Raw genomic sequence first — 16,735 nt, forward strand, 5'->3', positions numbered from 1 at the left:
CAAAAAATGCCTTCTGTCCAGAATAAAGACAAAAGGCATTTTATACAATAATTAAAGCTGATTTACACGACCCCTTGTGCCAGCATAGCATCTGCTACTTTTACAAATCCAGCAATGTTTGCTCCTTTTACATAGTTCACATATCCTTCTTCGTCCGTACCATATCTTTTACATTGATTGTGGATTCCTACCATAATCTCTTTTAGTCTGCTATCTACTTCTTCACTGGTCCAGTTTAAACGAATAGAATTTTGTGTCATCTCTAATCCAGAGGCTGCAACACCACCTGCATTTGCCGCTTTACCTGGTGCAAAAAGGACTTTTGCGTTTAAGAATTCTTTGATAGCTTCTAACGTACATGGCATGTTTGCTGCTTCGGTTACACAAATAACTCCATTTGCAATTAAGTTTTTTGCATCTTCCTCGTTCAACTCATTTTGAGTTGCGCAAGGAATGGCAATATCTGTTTTTACTTCCCACACACTTTTACCTCTGTGGAAAGCGGCATTTGGATATTTTTCTAAATACGATTCGCATCTGTTATCGCCTCTTGCCCTCATCTCTAGCATAAAGTCAATTTTTTCTCCGAAAATACCTTCCTCATCATAAATATACCCATCTGGACCTGAAATAGTAACTAATTTTCCGCCAAGGTCATTTACTTTCAAAGCGACTCCCCAAGCCACATTCCCAAATCCAGAAATGGAAACTGTTTTTCCATTGATAGTTTGACCTATGGTTTTAAGCATTTGTTCCGCAAAATAAACCACTCCATACCCTGTTGCTTCCGGTCTGATCAAAGAACCTCCGTAAGCCAGTCCTTTACCGGTTAACACTCCAGTAAATTCGTTTTTTATTCTTTTGTATTGACCAAATAGATACCCAATTTCCCTGGCTCCAACACCAATATCTCCTGCAGGAACGTCTAATTGTGGCCCGATGTGTCTGCACAATTCCGTCATGAAAGACTGACAGAAACGCATCACTTCCCCATCTGATTTTCCTTGTGGATCAAAATCCGATCCTCCTTTTCCTCCGCCCATTGGCAAAGTGGTCAGACTATTTTTGAATACTTGTTCAAATGCTAAAAACTTAAGCACTGATAAATTTACCGTATGGTGGAAGCGTATTCCCCCTTTGTATGGTCCGATTGCTGAATTCATTTGAATTCTAAAACCTCTGTTAACCTGTATTTCACCACTATCGTCAACCCACGGAACACGAAATATAATCGACCGTTCTGGTTCAGCTATTCTGAGAAGCAAATTTTTTCCGTCGTATTTTTTCTGTTCTGCAATAAATGGGATTACAGTTTCAGCGAATTCCCTAACAGCTTGAATAAATTCAGGTTCATTTGGATTTTTGGCTTCAACTTGAGCCATAAATTCATTTACTTTTAGTAACATAGATTATAAATAATTGATTAAGAAAACGATTTCGTTAAACTATACAAAGATACATTTTATAAAAATATTCAGACTTAGTTTTTCCACTTTATCAATAGAATTATTTTTTTATTACCCATTTGCAATCAATTGTGTATAAGATATACCATTTAATCTAAAATCACTATGACTTTCGTAAGTAAAATAAGAATTTGTAAACTTATTTATAATTTTATTTTTATTAGTGAATGATGTTTTTATATATTTGTCAGGATTAGAAAATTTATCCCCCTAATGATCAAACAAATAACCCTGCTTACCCTTTTTTTTTTGGGTTTTTACCTCATTCTAATGCACAATTCGGTGGTTTTTCGCATGAAATAGGAGTGGTTGTTGGGCCTGTTGCTTTTCAATCTGATTATGGGGAACGAAATGACCTTTCAACAAACTCAGGAAATACAGGTATAGGAATAGGGATTATTCATTATTTGAATTTTTCTTATAAAGCCGACTGTAGTTGTTATACCCCGGAAACGTATTTTAACAACCACTTCAAATTAAGAAGTGAGCTATCGTATAATAAAACCCACTTAAAACACTTTGGCGAATGGGTCGCTCCAGAGAGACCCTCACTGGAAGCAGATCAATTGCGCGCAATGACAGGAAGCACTGCTGTTACTAACATTGGGATGCAACTGGAATATTTTCCCTGGAGTATTCGTGATTTCAGTTCCCAAACAGGAAGCTTAGGGCCTTTTATAAGCCTGGGAGGTCAGTTTAGTTATTACAATGCAAAAGCTTCGTCCTCACTAGGCCCTTTAGGAACTCCGTTAACTACATTTCCTAAATATCTGACCCCAACTGATGGTCGTCCGTATGGGTTTTCTTCTGAAAGCGGATCTGTCTGGTCCGTGGTATCCAGCGTGGGAACCCGCTATAAATTATCTCCATTATCGGATTTAATGGTCGACTTAAGAATGCAGTATTATTTTTCCAACTGGGTAGATGGTTTAAATCCTAATCCGGAAATTTATAAAGAAAACAAAGCAAACGACTGGCTGGTCTGGTTTAATGTAGGGTATATTTATTATTTGTAATAATAATGGTAATACTTTCACACAACAAACCCCCAACTCTAAATTAGAATTGGGGGTTTGTTTTTATTTTGAAAAAATCTTACGCTAAGGCTTGTTTCAAATCTTCCAGTAGATCTTCGATATCTTCGATTCCTACGCTTAACCGGACTAAATCATCTGTGATACCAACTGCTGCCCGTTTGTCTTCCGGAATTGATGCGTGAGTCATCAAAGCCGGATGATTTGCTAATGATTCTACACCTCCAAGGGATTCTGCAAGGGTAAATACGTTAATTTTTTCTAGAAAAGCAATAGCATCTTCTTTTTTACCAGAAACAAAGGTAAACGAGACCATTCCTCCATAACCGCTCATTTGCTTTTTTGCAATTGCATGAAACGGATGGCTTGGCAATCCTGGATAATACACCGTCTTTACTTTTATATGATTGTCTAAAAAATCCGCTACTTTCTCTCCATTCTGACAATGTCTTTCGACACGCAAATGCAACGTTTTTATTCCTCTAAGTACTAAAAAACTATCCATTGGCCCTAATGTAGCTCCAGTTGCAAATTGTTGAAAATGCAATTGTTCCCCAAGTGCCGCCTCTTTTACAATTAAAGCTCCCGCAATTACATCAGAATGACCGCCAAGATATTTCGTGGCCGAATGCATGACAATATCAGCACCTAAGTCTAATGGTTTTTGTAAATAAGGCGTTGCAAAAGTATTATCAACTGCAAAAAGTATTTTCTTTTCTTTGGTGATTTTAGCAATTTCCTGAATATCTGCTAATTTCATCAAAGGATTTGTTGGCGTTTCTACCCAAACTAATTTTGTGTTTTCAGTTATCAATGACTTGAATTTCTCTATGTCATTCATATCCACAAAATGAAATTTTATTCCGGAATCTTTGTAAATACGGGTAAACATGCGATAGGTTCCTCCATATAAATCATCCATTGCTATAATTTCATCCCCTGCTTTGAAAGAACGCAAAACACAATCTGTAGCCGCTAACCCTGAAGAAAAAGCCAATGCTCGGGTTCCGTTTTCTATACTTGCTAATGCATTTTCCAGTGCGGTTCTGGTAGGATTTGCAGCTCTGCTATATTCATAATCCGGATTTATGGGTTGTCCGGGACTTGTTTGTGCAAATGTAGATGTTTGATATACCGGTGGCATAACGGCTCCTGTGCTTGGGTCATGGTGTTGTCCACCGTGAATCACTTTAGTATTAAATTTCATATCTTCTAATTTTAAAATGCTCGATTGTTTTACAAATTTACCGTTTAATTCATTCTTACCAAGCCTCAAGTAGGTACCATAGTATTTAATTATCTATTACAGGATGAAATACATTGTCTTATTTTCACTTATCCTTTTTTCTATCACACGGTGCTCTAATGAATTAGTTTTTGAATACCAGAATTTTGTAACAACAACTACATTACACTGCAAAAAGCCATGTCCTACAATAAGCTTAAAAATCCTAATAGCTAAAGAACTCCCAATTGTAGCAGACAGCATTAATAAAAAAGTATTTTCTGTACTGAAGAAAATTATTTATTTTGGCGAAAAGCCACACACTGCATCAAATCACAAGGAACTAACGACTGCTTTTATTGGTTCCTACGAAAAACTCCAAAACGATTTTCCGAATGATACCTTTGGATGGGAAGCTCAGGTTGAAGAAAGCATAAAATACAAATCTGAAAATATTTTAAATTATAAAAGTATGTCTGACCACCAGTCTTTCGGTTTAATTTACTCCAACAGAGGTCTTTTGGGGATCTGATTCTAAAAACACGAGGACAACTTGTTTTTAGAATCAAAAATTCAATTAGTCTATAGCTTTAATTCGGGATACCATCAGTGCTATCAAAAATCCAAAAATACCTATAAATGCGAATGAAAATCGCAGACTGGACAACTCAGCGATGTACCCTATAATAGGCGGACCCATCAAAAATCCAAGAAAGCTTACGCTGGAAACTGTGGTTAGGGCTACGCTGGGAGAAACGTTTGGTGTTTTCCCGGCAACACTATATACAGTAGGCACAATAGTAGAAACACCTAGTCCTACAAACATAAAAGCGAGGGTTGCGGGAATAATAAAAGGAAAAAGTACTGCTGTAAAAAGTCCTGCCGAAATCATGATACCACTTATTTGTAAGACTCTTTTTCTTCCAAATTTACGGATCAGTCCATCCCCTAAAAAACGCCCACCTGCCATCATAATCATAAAAGAAGTGTATCCTAAAATCACTAATGGTCCGGGTGCTTTGATAACATCTTTGAAATAAACGCCGCTCCAGTCAAACATAACACCTTCACTGGCCATGCAACAAAAGCCAATGACACCAAGCCAAATTAAACCGCTATCTGGTTTTGAAAACATTTTTTTCTTCTCGACTTGGATCGTTTCTTTGGCTTTGACCAAAAAATTATAATTAAATGCCATCATCAATAGTACTATTCCGGCAACAATCAAAAAATGAACATACGGAGTCAACTCAAATGCCAGCATACCCAATCCTACTAAAGCACCTGTAAATCCGGCAAAACTCCACATCCCATGAAAAGAGGACATAATTGTTTTTTTGAAAAGTACTTCTGTGTAAACACCCTGTGTATTCACGGCTATGTTAGACAAGTTTCCAAAAATTCCAAACACGAATAATCCCAATGACAATTGCCAAGCCGCAACAGCCAAGCCCAAGTTTGTCAAGCTAAAAACATAAAAAAGCAAGGAAAAAATCAAGATCCGATGACTGCCAAAACGAGTGACCAATTTACCGGAAAAAGGCATCACCACCAGTTGTCCTAGTGGCAAAGCAAATAAAATACTCCCTAAATCCCCTTCGCTTAGGTGCAATGCTGTTTTAATATCCGGAATTCGGCTGGCCCAAGTAGCAAAACACAAACCCATACCAAAATAGAACATAGAAACTGCCCAACGAATTCTTTTCAGATACGAAATCTTAGCATCTTTATATGTTTTCTTGAATTTAGCTTTCGTTTTTGACCTTCCTAAAAAGTTTAAATCTATCAAAGTGATTTGTTTTAGAATTTTATTGTGCCAAAATTACAAAAAGCAACGATTGGTTGTGTCAGAGCCACACATTTGATGCAAGCTACAACGTTATTGTTCATAAAAAGTAATTCCCGCGAATTCACTAATTTTCACAAAAGTTTAAAAAAATTAGCGAATTCGCGGTAGATTTTATAGGTCAATTACTTTTTTCTGCGCACTGCTTTGGATTGCCGATTCAATAATTCGCATAACCTGAACACCCTCTTGTGCCGTAACCGGTTCTATAGATTCATTTGTAATCGAATGATATACGCCGTCAAAAAAGTCATAATAATTCCCTTGAAGCGTGGGTGTGATTTCCTGAACCGTTTTGCCTTTTATTTCCGTGTGTAACAACCCTCTTTTTTCAACTGATTCCGTTCCCCAAACATCCAGATTGGGTTTCATTCCTAATTTTAATTCGTCTTCCTGTACATCGCCACGCGGTTTCAGGAATGACCCTTTTTTTCCATGAATAATATAAGCGGGAATCGCTTCCCGGACAAAAAAACCCGCTTTTAATCGGACACGAAAGTTAGAATAATACAGTAAAATATCGATATAATCATCAACCAAAGAATGTTCCCGTGTGATGCGGATGTCAGCAAAAACAGATTGTGGCAATCCAAATAAGCACAAGGCCTGATCGATTAAATGTGGCCCTAAATCCTTGAGAATTCCAGCACCGGAATTGGCGGTTTCTTTGTGTTGTTTTGGACTCAAAAGCGGATTGTACCGATCAAAATGGATTTCGGCTTCTATAAGATCTCCCAAAACTTTCTCTGAAATGATTTTCTGGACGGTCTTGAAATCACTGTCCCATCGTCTGTTTTGAAAAACGGCCAGTTTCAATCCATTTTCTTTAGCGATAGCAGCTAATTCCTGCGCTTGGGCAACCGTTGTGGTAAATGCTTTCTCGACAATGGCGTGTTTCCCGGCCAACAGCACTTTTTTAGCATATTCGTAATGTGTCTCTACAGGGGTATTGACTACCACCAGATCAAGATCATCCTCTAATAGCTCTTCCATCGTGGCATAACTTTTCACCGAAGGATAATCTTGATGAATCAATTTTTTACTTCGTTCCCAAGAACCAAGCAGCTCAAATCCGGGATGAAATTCTAAAAAAGGAGCATGAAATACTTTTCCGGACATTCCGTAGGAAAGCAAAGCTGTTTTTATTTTTTGCATGGTATTATTTTATATAACATTGATTTATACTTTTTAAAAACAAAACTCAAGTAAGTCGAAAGTTTAAACGTCATAAAGTCAAAAGGAACACTATTGCAAACAGTAGTTTAAAATCAATCTGTTGCGTCATTTTGTCTAATTTTAAAACACGACATTATACAGTGGCTGTTACTTATATGACTTAAGTAGCAAGAAAGATATATTGTCGCAATTATTAAAAAGATTTTTTGCCACAGATTGTAAGGATTAAAAAGATTTTTAAAATTACATAACGAATTAATCTGTGCTAATCTGTGAAATCTGTGGCAAAGAAATTTAGTGCTTTATTAAAATACGACATTAAATTTTAGTCATTACTTATATGTTTCAAAATTTTACTTTTTTGCTCTTTCGTATTGTTTTGGCCATTCGATCTCCGCCTTTAAGTCATGGGCAAATGTCAATCCTAAATTTGGATTTCTCAGGGACTCTCTGGCAAATAACACTAAATCCGCTTTACCTGAAGCAACAATCTCCTCGGCTTGGGCGGCATTAGTGATTAAACCTACGGCGCCAGTCCGGATTCCGGTTTCTTTTTTTATGCTTTCTGCAAAAGGGACTTGGTAATTTGGTCCCAACGGAATTTGTTGGTGCGAAACTAATCCTCCCGAAGAAACATCAATCAAGTCCACTCCTTTTTCTTTTAGTATTTTCGAAAGTTGTACAGATTCCTCAGCATTCCACCCGCCTTCTGCCCAGTCTGTTGCTGAGATTCTAACGAATAAAGGCAAGTTTTCCGGCCACTCAGCTTGAACTGCTACAACGACTTCGAGTGTCAATCGGATTCGGTTTTCGAAACTTCCACCGTATTCATCGGTTCTAAAATTAGACAAAGGCGAAAGAAACTGATGCAACAAATACCCGTGTGCGGCATGGATTTCCATCACTTGAAAACCTGCTTGAAGCGCTCTTTTTGTGGCTGATTTAAAGTCGGAAACTACTTTTTGAATTCCTGTTTGGTCTAATGCAATTGGTATTGCTTCATTGTCATGATAGGCTACAGCACTTGGCGCTACTGGATCCCAACCGTCTTGTATTTTAGCTACTTTTCTACCTCCGTTCCATGGTGATGCGGCGCTGGCTTTTCTTCCGGCATGTGCCAATTGGATTCCGGGAATTGAATTCTGATTGATGATAAATTGATTAATTTGCTGCATTTTTTCGATTTGTTCGTCTTTCCAAAGTCCCAAATCGCCCGGAGAAATCCTGCCTTCTGGAGAAACCGAAGTCGCTTCCTGAATGATTAATCCTGCGCCTCCGCTGGCGCGACTTCCCAGATGCACAAGATGCCAATCATGAGCAAAGCCATCATGAGCAGAATATTGGCACATAGGAGAAATTGCAATTCTATTTTTAAGCGTGATGCTTTTTATTTGGAGTGGAGAAAATAATTGAGATGACATAGTAGTAATTTAAGTATGTAATTAAAATAAAGACAAAGGGAATTTCCTTTTAAAAAAAGTAAAGTTACGGGACAGCAGCGAAACGAGGGACTGAATTTTCATTAATTAACAAACATTTAAAACGGTATGGAACAATTATTGCGAATTAAACAAATAGAAAACCTTACTTTTGTGAGTTGTAAAAGAACTAAAATTAAAAAATGGACATAGTTATCAAGCTTTCTCAATTTTTATTGAGCTTATCATTACTGATTATACTTCACGAATTAGGACATTTCATTCCTGCTAAACTGTTTAAAACCAGAGTCGAAAAATTCTACTTATTTTTTGATGTTAAATATTCCCTTATCAAAAAGAAAATTGGCGAAACTGAATACGGTATCGGGTGGTTGCCTCTTGGCGGTTATGTGAAAATTTCCGGAATGATTGATGAAAGCATGGACAAGGAACAAATGGCCTTGCCTCCGCAACCCTGGGAATTTCGCTCTAAACCGGCTTGGCAACGTTTGATTATTATGTTGGGAGGCGTTACCGTAAATTTTATTTTGGCTTTCATTATATATATCGGAATGGCATTTGCTTATGGCGATATTTTCATAGCAAATGCGGATTTGAAAGATGGTTTATTGATTGAAAATAAAGCGATGCAAAATGTTGGTTTCAAAACCGGTGATCATATTTTATCTGTTGATGGTGAAAAAATTACCCGATTTGACAATGATCTAACCATGAAGGTTATTATGGCAAAACAGATTCTTATTGAAAGAAATGGTGCGGAACAAGCAATCAAAATGCCAAATGACTTTGTAGACCAATTGTCAAAACAGGAAAAAGTACCATTGGTATCGATCCGAATGCCGTATGCAATAACATCTATCTCCGAAGGATCTTTGAACACTGCCCTGCAGCCTAAAGATATTATTACTTCATTAAACGGACAGTCCACAAAATATTTTGACCAAGTAAAATCTGTTTTAGAAAAAAACAAGAATAAAACAATTGCAGCCACTGTTTTAAGAGATGAAAAAGAGATAAAAGTACCTGTTATTGTTTCTAGCAATGGAGAATTAGGGATTACTGTTGGGTCATTAGGAATGGCTTCACTTGAAAAACTGGGCTATTACAAAATTAGCAAACAAGAATTTGGTTTCTTAGAATCTATTCCGGTTGGGATTACTAAAGGAAAAGATCAATTAGTAGGATACGGAAAACAGTTGAAAATGATTTTCAATCCGGAGACTAAAGCCTACAAACAAGTGGGAGGTTTCAAAGCCATCTTCGACATTTTTCCTAATACTTGGAGCTGGGAAGTGTTCTGGAACATCACTGCATTGTTATCCATAATGCTAGGTGTAATGAACTTATTGCCTATTCCGGCACTTGATGGAGGTCACGTTATGTTTTTATTATATGAAATCATCAGTGGTAAAAAACCAAGTGACAAATTCCTAGAGAATGCGCAAATGGTTGGTTTCGTATTACTTATAACACTGTTATTATTTGCTAACGGAAACGACATTTACAAGGCAATTGTAGGGAAGTAAAAAAAATTAAAAAAAAATTTATTTTTGCTTGCAGAAATCAAATTAAGCCCTATATTTGCACCGCTTTACAAGTGAAATAAACTTCATTAATAAGCACACAAAAACGTTCATTTTTTACCAGAATAAAAATATACAGTTTCCTTCTTAGCTCAGTTGGTTAGAGCATCTGACTGTTAATCAGAGGGTCCTTGGTTCGAGCCCAAGAGAGGGAGCTTTTAAAAAGACTTTACAGCAATGTAAGGTCTTTTTTATTTTAAAGCGGTAGTGGAAGCGGGACTTCAGGGTGATTCAGTAGATAAAAGCTAATTCTAGATTTTGCCAAGTTGCTAGGTTCGTTTATAAAAAAAAGGCACACTATTCGGTACCCATCTAAAATCTCGAGGTACCCATTTTATATTCTGACTTGTCATGCCAATTGTTTAACTCTAAAAAACGGAAACATGAATCAAAAAAAAACTACAATTCTAATAGTGCCTCTTGCCAAAAACCCACCTCCTTTTTTTAAAGAATCCTATCCTGCCTTTGCTATAATTTTACGCTAATAGTACATTAATTGTATATCTTTGAATTTCGATCACATGACTTATTATTTACAAATAGGTTCGGGAATAAATAAAGACACTTAATCCTGTTTGAACTTGCGGATTTTAATATCTTTTCTTTCGAATATACATCCAACACCTTTTGTTTATAGTTGCTTCGATTAAGTAAATAGTGTAAAAACGAACTAGAACTGACCTAAAAAAAACCAATACATAACCCTAAATTTAGATTTAATGAAGAAAATTCTTTTCCTCTCTCTCTTTTTTATACTGGCTTGTAAGCCAACTCAAAAAACAGTTATTCCGGCATGGGCCCCTTATGACGAAACCGAAGAACTAGCAAAAAATGCTACCAACGCATCAACAAAAATGCAATACAAATTGATCCAGTCAAAAATTCTGGATAAAAACACTATTTGGGAAAACATAACACAACAGATAGGTGCTTTTTCGGAAGACGATTATCAAAGACTAAAACCTTTAATCTTAGAACAAAACATTCCCACCATTCAATCCCATATTCAATCTGGCAGCCTTAGCTATGAAACACTGACACAGTGGTATTTATACAGAATTGTCAAATATGAAAATGATAAAGATAAGATGCTAAATGCAATTGTAGCTATTAACCCTGAAGCAGTTAATGAAGCACGAAAGAGAGATAAAAACAAATCCAATCACGACCATCCAATTTACGGTATTCCAATACTTGTAAAAGACAATACAAACGTTAAAGGCATGCCTACCACCGCAGGAACACATTTGTTACGAAACAATACCGCTGCAGATGCATTTATAATTACCCAAATAAAAGATAAAGGTGCTATTGTTTTAGGTAAAACAAACTTAAGCGAATGGGCTAATTTCCTTTTCCTGACTGGTCCTAATGGCTATAGTGCAGTGGGAGGGCAAACGCTTAATCCCTATGGACGGAAAATATTTGACACTGGTGGTTCGAGCTCAGGAAGTGGTGCTGCGGTAGCCGCCAATTATGCAGCGGCAGCAGTGGGAACTGAAACTTCAGGTTCTATTCTTTCTCCTTCGTGGCAAAATTCAATTATTGGTCTAAAACCAACTACTGGTTTATTGAGCCGAACGGGTATTATTCCAATCTCAAGTACATTAGACACGCCTGGGCCAATGACAAAAAATGTTACTGATAGTGGAATCCTTCTTTCGGCTATGAGTGGAGAAGACAATAATGATCCTGCAACCAAGAACAATCCAAAAAACATAAAGTACCTCGATGATCTAAAGTCGGGAACGCTGCAAGGATTACGATTTGGTGCCATTAAAAACTTTTTAGGAGATTCAATTTATAAGCAGAGTATCAATACCATAATTAAGTTAGGTGGCATAGTCGTTGAATATGATCCAGAACCAATGAACTTCGACGGTTTTGGCACCATACTTAGTGCCGACATGAAAGTTGATCTTCCTAATTATTTGAATAAATATGCATCAAATGAACTTACTATCCGCTCTATTGCTGACATTATAGCGTACAATAAAAATGATTCGATACTAAAAATTCCCTACGGACAAGGACGTTTTGAACAAATGCTAGCCGAAAACACTACTGAAGCAGAATTACTGCAAATAAAGGCCAAAATCAAAAAAGAAGGAGTCAATTTTTTTGAAAAACCGATGGTAAAATACCAACTCGACGCTATCTTATCCATAAACAATAATAACGCCGGTCATGCCGCTGCGGCCAACTACCCTTGCCTTACTATTCCTATGGGCTACAAAACAACGGGAGAGCCATGGGGTCTTACATTTATAGCCAGACCGTATCATGAAGACAGCCTTTTAAAAATGGGATTTGCCTTTGAAAAAGCAACAAAAATTCGAAAATTACCGCAAGACTATAAATAGTTTTAAAAGATTAAAATTAAAACTACCCGCATCTATTAAATCACTTGTACGTTGGTTACAACTTTAATTTAAAGCAAGAAGATGCAAAGCAAAATTGATATTGAAAACCTAATACAGAATCCTGAAATTTCAATGAGATTACTTGAAAACATATAAAAAGTTAATCATCGAATAAATCACCCGAACTAGCCTCAATAGCTATCGGTAGAACCTTTTTAAAAAAGACTTTACAGCAATGTAAGGTCTTTTTTGTTTTAAATTCACAATGAAATTAAGACATCACCTAGTTCAAAGATAGAAATAGGAAAATTTGTTGATAACCATTTTAACTTGGTTACAAATCTGTGCTTCCATGCAACGCCGTTTAACAACTACAATTACTACTAAATTAATTCTTATATTTGATAAATAACTAGGTATGTGTTTTTCCAATATGCAGTGTTTAAAACTAAAAATGGCAAATCCTTATTGAAGTTTAAAATTTAATAACCACTAACCAATCTATTAAAACCTATGAACCAAACTTATTTTAAAAGAATTAACTTTAGTATCGTTCTTGTCTTTTTTATAACACTTTCCACTAGCTTAGGCTATGCTCAAAAAAAGAATGTAAAAAACAAAACAACTTCAAATTTTGTCTCAGATAGCGTATTTAATGCGCTTAAATGGAGAAATATCGGACCTTTTCGATCGGGAAGATCACTTGCGGTAGCAGGACATGCCAACCACCCTTTGACGTATTATTTTGGTGCAACAGGAGGTGGCGTTTGGAAAACAATTGATGGAGGAAATGAGTGGTTTCCTATTTCTGATAGTATTTTTAAATCATCTGCTGTAGGTGCAATTACAGTTGCCCCATCTGATGCAAATGTGGTATATGTAGGAATGGGCGAAGCGGATATGAGATCCAATATCTCTTTTGGTGACGGAATGTATAAATCTGTAAACGGCGGAAAAACCTGGTCAAAATCTGGCCTCGATAAAGCGGATGCAATCGCTAATATTGAAGTACACCCTTCTGATGCTAACATCGTTTTTGTTGCAGCAATGGGAAATCCTTTTAAATCTAATCCGGAACGCGGTGTTTACCGATCAAAAGATGGTGGAAAAACATGGCAATTAGTTCTTTCTAAAGATGAAAAAACGGGCGCCATGTGTGTTCGTATCGATCCTACCAATCCTAGAATTGTTTACGCAACGCTTTGGGAAGGGTATCGTAACGGTCATTCTATGTCATCAGGAGGAAAAGGATCTGGAATGTACAAATCTATTGATGGCGGTGATACTTGGAAATCGCTTAACGAAAAACCAGGAATGCCAATTGGAATCCTCGGAAAAATGGGAATCGCTGTGTCTCCAGTAAATTCGAATCGCTTGTATGCTTTGATCGAAAATACAAAAGGCGGACTATATCGATCTGACGATGCAGGCGAGCACTGGGAATTGATTAATGAAGATAAAAATCTTTGGCAAAGACCATGGTATTACATGAATTTACAAACCGATCCTAAAAACGAAAATGGATTAATTGTATTAAATGTAGACGCTTGGAAAACCAGTGATGGCGGTAAAAGCTTTAAAAAAATAAATGTCCGACACGGAGATACACATGATGTATGGATAAATCCTTTAAACCCAGATAACTTTATAATTGGCGATGATGGTGGTGGAGAAGTAACCTTCAACGGTGGAGAAACCTTCACGGAATTAGACACACCAACCGCTCAATTTTATCATGTATCAGTAGACAATGAATTTCCGTATAATATCTATGGAGCTCAGCAGGACAATTCTTCCATTCGGATTGCTTCTAGAACTAGTGGCAATAGTATAGGTCCTGAATCTTGGTACGCCGTTGCGGGTGGCGAAGCAGGATACATCGAGGCAGATCCAACGAATGCTGACATTACATACGGTGGCGAGTACGACGGTCAATTGAGTTCTTACAACAAAAAAACAGGCCAAGGAAAAGATATCTCTCCGTATCCAGAATCGAATATTGGGGCTCCTTCTAGTGCTAAAAAATACCGTTTTCAATGGACGTACCCAATTGTTTTTTCGCCTCACAACCCAAAAAGAATGTATGTTACCTCTCAGGTAGTACACGTGACGGAAGATCAAGGTCATTCATTTGAAATTATAAGTCCTGATTTATCCCGAAATGATCCAAAAACTACAGGAGAAACGGGCGGACCAATAACTAAGGATCAAACAGGAGCGGAAGTATACGCTACTATATTCACCCTCTCAGAATCACCGCTAGAAAAAGGGGTAATTTGGACCGGATCTGATGACGGTTTAGTACATATCACTAAAAACAATGGGGCAAAATGGGAGAATATCTCATTACCAACAACAGTATTACCTGACTTTTCTTTGATTAGTATGATTCACACTTCAGAACACGAAAAAGGAAAAGCATATTTAACAGCCAATAAATACATGTACGGCGATCGTACACCGTATATGTTCAAAACGGTTGATTATGGAAAAAGTTGGACTAAAATAACCAATGGGATTCCATCTGATGAATATTGCAGAGTATTGCGTGAAGATCCTAACAAACCTGGATTACTGTTTGCTGGAACTGAGCGAGGCGTTTATGTTTCCTTCAACGATGGGGATTCTTGGCAAAAACTAAACTTGAATTTACCGGTTACTCCTATCCGAGATTTAAGAATTCAAAAAAGAGAAAAGGATTTAATCGTTGCAACCCACGGCCGATCTTTTTGGGTATTAGATGATATTACACCGCTTTATGAAATAAAAGACAAAACAGTAAAAGGAAACAAACACCTTTTCAAACCGCGTCCTGCTTATAGAATGCAAGGCGGACAAAGCGATGACATGAGTTCAGGAACTAATGCCCCAAATGGAGTAATTGTACGTTACTTTTTCAAAAAGAAACCTTCAACTGAGATAAAATTACAGTTTCTGACACTCAAAGGAGATACGATAAATACCTACTCTTCAACCAAAGACATGAAGGGTGAGCCCATGAAAATTTCCAAGGAATTTTATCAAGATCCAAAAAAAGAGCAAGCGGGTTTCATCACCGCAAAAGCAGGTATGAATTCATTTGTATGGAATATGCGCTATCCAAATGCAACTGCAGTTGACGGAACTAATGTAATGTGGGCAGGATCTGGTATTGGCGCAAAAGTAGTACCGGGATCTTATATTGTTCGGTTAATTGAAGACAAAACCATTATTGCAGAGTCAGCTGTTGAAATCAAACTTGATCCTCGAATGACCACGAGTGATGCTGATTTAAAAGAGCAATTTGACTTGCACCAAAAAGTAAATAAAAAAGTCAATGAAGCTCATCTCGCGATTAACCAACTGCGAAAAATTCGGACGCAAATTAATGGATACATAGCAACTGTAAAAGATACTGTGGCAGTCAATCAAATGAAAAAAATGACGAAATCGACTCTGGAAAATTTGGATAAAATTGAGTCATCATTAATGCAGCCAAAAGCTAAAGCACCACAAGATGTGTTAGCTTTCCCAATTCAATTGAACGATAAAATGGCTGGATTAGGATCCAATATTTCGTCATCGGAATCAAAACCAACCCGAAATGCTTATGTTGTTTATGAAGATTTAGCTATGAAAATAGATGCCGAACTCCAGAAAATAAAAGATATCGTGGATAACGATGTCAAGAAATTTAATGCTTTTGTAATGAAACAGCAAATTCCTGCCATTATTTTAGATAAGGAAATAAAATAATTAGATCGTATCAATCTTGTCAAATGGAGCGCAGTCGAGATTTAACTGCTAATCTGTCCCGAGGGGCGAGCCCAAGAGAGGAGCTTTTTAAAAAGACTTTACAGCAATGTAAGGTCTTTTTTGTTTTAAGGCTTTAGTGAAAGCCGGGCTTCGTGGTGATTAATTAGAAAAACTATCTTGTTTTGCAAAAACCGTTCTGTTTCAAAAACAGCAGTCATTCTCCTTTTAAAATTTGAGATAAATAGTGATCCTATTCTATTTTTAATTTAGATATTTACATTTAAAATTAATCAGATGATACGAAGACAGTTTATTGGTTCGGCGGCTTTAGTAGGTATTGCAGGTGCTTTTGGATTCACAAAACACTCCAATGAAAAAAATTTAATACACCATGTGTTTTTTTGGTTAAAGAACCCCCAATCGGAAGAAGATAAACAGCAATTGATTTCCGGCTTGAAAACTTTAGCAGCAATTCCAACGGTTCGCCAATTTCATTTGGGTATATTAGCTTCTACGGAAAAACGGGAAGTAGTAGACACTTCTTGGGACGTTTCAGAACTGTTATTTTTTGATGATGAAGCGGGTCAAAAAATATATCAGGACCACCCTATTCATCAGGATTTTGTAAAAAACTGTTCCCATCTTTGGGAGAAAGTTTTGGTTTATGATGCAATAGACTTATAGGCCTTGAATCTTGAGATATTAGATCAAATACTTTTACCATAATTAAGAGATTCTAAACAAAAATTAATGAATTCTTATTTTTTTCAGCCATTACAATTTTCTACTTTACCATTTTTGCAATAATCTTTTTTGCTTGATTTGAATTACCCCAGCTTGCGATTTCGTGCAAAACAGGCATTAAGCT

The 16,735-nt window shown here is 36.8% G+C and carries 11 protein-coding genes and 1 tRNA gene; 7 read left to right on the forward strand and 5 right to left on the reverse strand.

Annotated features, from left to right (window positions below; genetic code table 11):
• Nucleotides 1-62: 62 nt before the first annotated feature.
• A complete protein-coding gene (gdhA, locus tag EKL97_RS00485) occupies nt 63-1,406 on the reverse strand; it encodes an NADP-specific glutamate dehydrogenase (RefSeq protein WP_126457645.1) in 1,344 nt (447 codons plus the stop codon).
• Between the two features lie 260 nt (nt 1,407-1,666).
• Between gdhA and EKL97_RS00490 the strand changes: the two genes are divergently transcribed.
• Nucleotides 1,667-2,482 carry a THC0290_0291 family protein gene (locus tag EKL97_RS00490; RefSeq protein ID WP_410503675.1) on the forward strand — a complete coding sequence of 272 codons (816 nt, stop codon included), beginning with the start codon at nt 1,667-1,669 and terminating at the stop codon, nt 2,480-2,482.
• A 79-nt stretch (nt 2,483-2,561) separates the two neighbouring features.
• Here EKL97_RS00490 and EKL97_RS00495 read toward each other — a convergent pair whose 3' ends face one another.
• The gene (locus tag EKL97_RS00495; protein ID WP_126567758.1) at nt 2,562-3,707 is read right to left on the reverse strand and encodes a cystathionine gamma-synthase; all 1,146 of its coding nucleotides are present in this window, start codon (nt 3,705-3,707) and stop codon (nt 2,562-2,564) included.
• Between the two features lie 103 nt (nt 3,708-3,810).
• Between EKL97_RS00495 and EKL97_RS00500 the strand changes: the two genes are divergently transcribed.
• The gene (locus EKL97_RS00500; RefSeq protein WP_126567760.1) at nt 3,811-4,257 is read left to right on the forward strand and encodes a hypothetical protein; all 447 of its coding nucleotides are present in this window, start codon (nt 3,811-3,813) and stop codon (nt 4,255-4,257) included.
• Between the two features lie 45 nt (nt 4,258-4,302).
• Here the strand turns inward: EKL97_RS00500 and EKL97_RS00505 are convergent, their stop codons facing one another.
• From EKL97_RS00505 to EKL97_RS00515, 3 genes are all read right to left on the reverse strand, one after another.
• A complete protein-coding gene (locus EKL97_RS00505; protein WP_126452111.1) occupies nt 4,303-5,514 on the reverse strand; it encodes an MFS transporter in 1,212 nt (403 codons plus the stop codon).
• Nucleotides 5,515-5,685: 171 nt separating this feature from the next.
• The gene (locus tag EKL97_RS00510) at nt 5,686-6,726 is read right to left on the reverse strand and encodes a Gfo/Idh/MocA family oxidoreductase (RefSeq protein WP_126554052.1); all 1,041 of its coding nucleotides are present in this window, start codon (nt 6,724-6,726) and stop codon (nt 5,686-5,688) included.
• Between the two features lie 374 nt (nt 6,727-7,100).
• Nucleotides 7,101-8,168 carry an NADH:flavin oxidoreductase/NADH oxidase gene (locus EKL97_RS00515; RefSeq protein ID WP_126567761.1) on the reverse strand — a complete coding sequence of 356 codons (1,068 nt, stop codon included), beginning with the start codon at nt 8,166-8,168 and terminating at the stop codon, nt 7,101-7,103.
• Nucleotides 8,169-8,368: 200 nt separating this feature from the next.
• Between EKL97_RS00515 and rseP the strand changes: the two genes are divergently transcribed.
• The 5 genes from rseP (at nt 8,369) to EKL97_RS00540 (ending at nt 16,551) form a co-directional block, all read left to right on the forward strand.
• Nucleotides 8,369-9,712 (forward strand): RIP metalloprotease RseP, encoded by a 1,344-nt coding sequence (gene rseP, locus EKL97_RS00520; RefSeq protein ID WP_126515356.1) that lies wholly within the window; start codon nt 8,369-8,371, stop codon nt 9,710-9,712.
• Between the two features lie 138 nt (nt 9,713-9,850).
• Nucleotides 9,851-9,924: transfer RNA gene (locus EKL97_RS00525), tRNA-Asn, on the forward strand.
• 564 nt (nt 9,925-10,488) lie between these two features.
• On the forward strand, nt 10,489-12,132 hold the full coding sequence (locus EKL97_RS00530) for an amidase family protein (protein WP_126567763.1): 1,644 nt from the start codon (nt 10,489-10,491) through the stop codon (nt 12,130-12,132).
• Between the two features lie 513 nt (nt 12,133-12,645).
• Nucleotides 12,646-15,867, forward strand: coding sequence for a WD40/YVTN/BNR-like repeat-containing protein (locus EKL97_RS00535; protein ID WP_126567764.1), 3,222 nt, complete (start codon nt 12,646-12,648; stop codon nt 15,865-15,867).
• A gap of 294 nt (nt 15,868-16,161) precedes the next feature.
• Nucleotides 16,162-16,551 (forward strand): Dabb family protein, encoded by a 390-nt coding sequence (locus EKL97_RS00540; RefSeq protein ID WP_126561412.1) that lies wholly within the window; start codon nt 16,162-16,164, stop codon nt 16,549-16,551.
• Nucleotides 16,552-16,735 lie beyond the last annotated feature (184 nt).

Source organism: Flavobacterium sp. LS1P28 (assembly GCF_003970335.1).
Lineage (GTDB): Bacteria > Bacteroidota > Bacteroidia > Flavobacteriales > Flavobacteriaceae > Flavobacterium.

What these genes read in the sequence shown, in the direction of transcription:
- EKL97_RS00510 (WP_126554052.1), bottom strand. Translation starts at nt 6,726, where the DNA reads ATGCAAAAAATAAAAACAGCTTTGCTTTCCTACGGAATGTCCGGAAAA.
- EKL97_RS00530 (WP_126567763.1), top strand. Translation starts at nt 10,489, where the DNA reads ATGAAGAAAATTCTTTTCCTCTCTCTCTTTTTTATACTGGCTTGTAAG.
- EKL97_RS00515 (WP_126567761.1), bottom strand. Translation starts at nt 8,168, where the DNA reads ATGTCATCTCAATTATTTTCTCCACTCCAAATAAAAAGCATCACGCTT.
- gdhA (WP_126457645.1), bottom strand. Translation starts at nt 1,406, where the DNA reads ATGTTACTAAAAGTAAATGAATTTATGGCTCAAGTTGAAGCCAAAAAT.
- EKL97_RS00540 (WP_126561412.1), top strand. Translation starts at nt 16,162, where the DNA reads ATGATACGAAGACAGTTTATTGGTTCGGCGGCTTTAGTAGGTATTGCA.
- EKL97_RS00500 (WP_126567760.1), top strand. Translation starts at nt 3,811, where the DNA reads ATGAAATACATTGTCTTATTTTCACTTATCCTTTTTTCTATCACACGG.
- EKL97_RS00535 (WP_126567764.1), top strand. Translation starts at nt 12,646, where the DNA reads ATGAACCAAACTTATTTTAAAAGAATTAACTTTAGTATCGTTCTTGTC.
- EKL97_RS00495 (WP_126567758.1), bottom strand. Translation starts at nt 3,707, where the DNA reads ATGAAATTTAATACTAAAGTGATTCACGGTGGACAACACCATGACCCA.
- rseP (WP_126515356.1), top strand. Translation starts at nt 8,369, where the DNA reads ATGGACATAGTTATCAAGCTTTCTCAATTTTTATTGAGCTTATCATTA.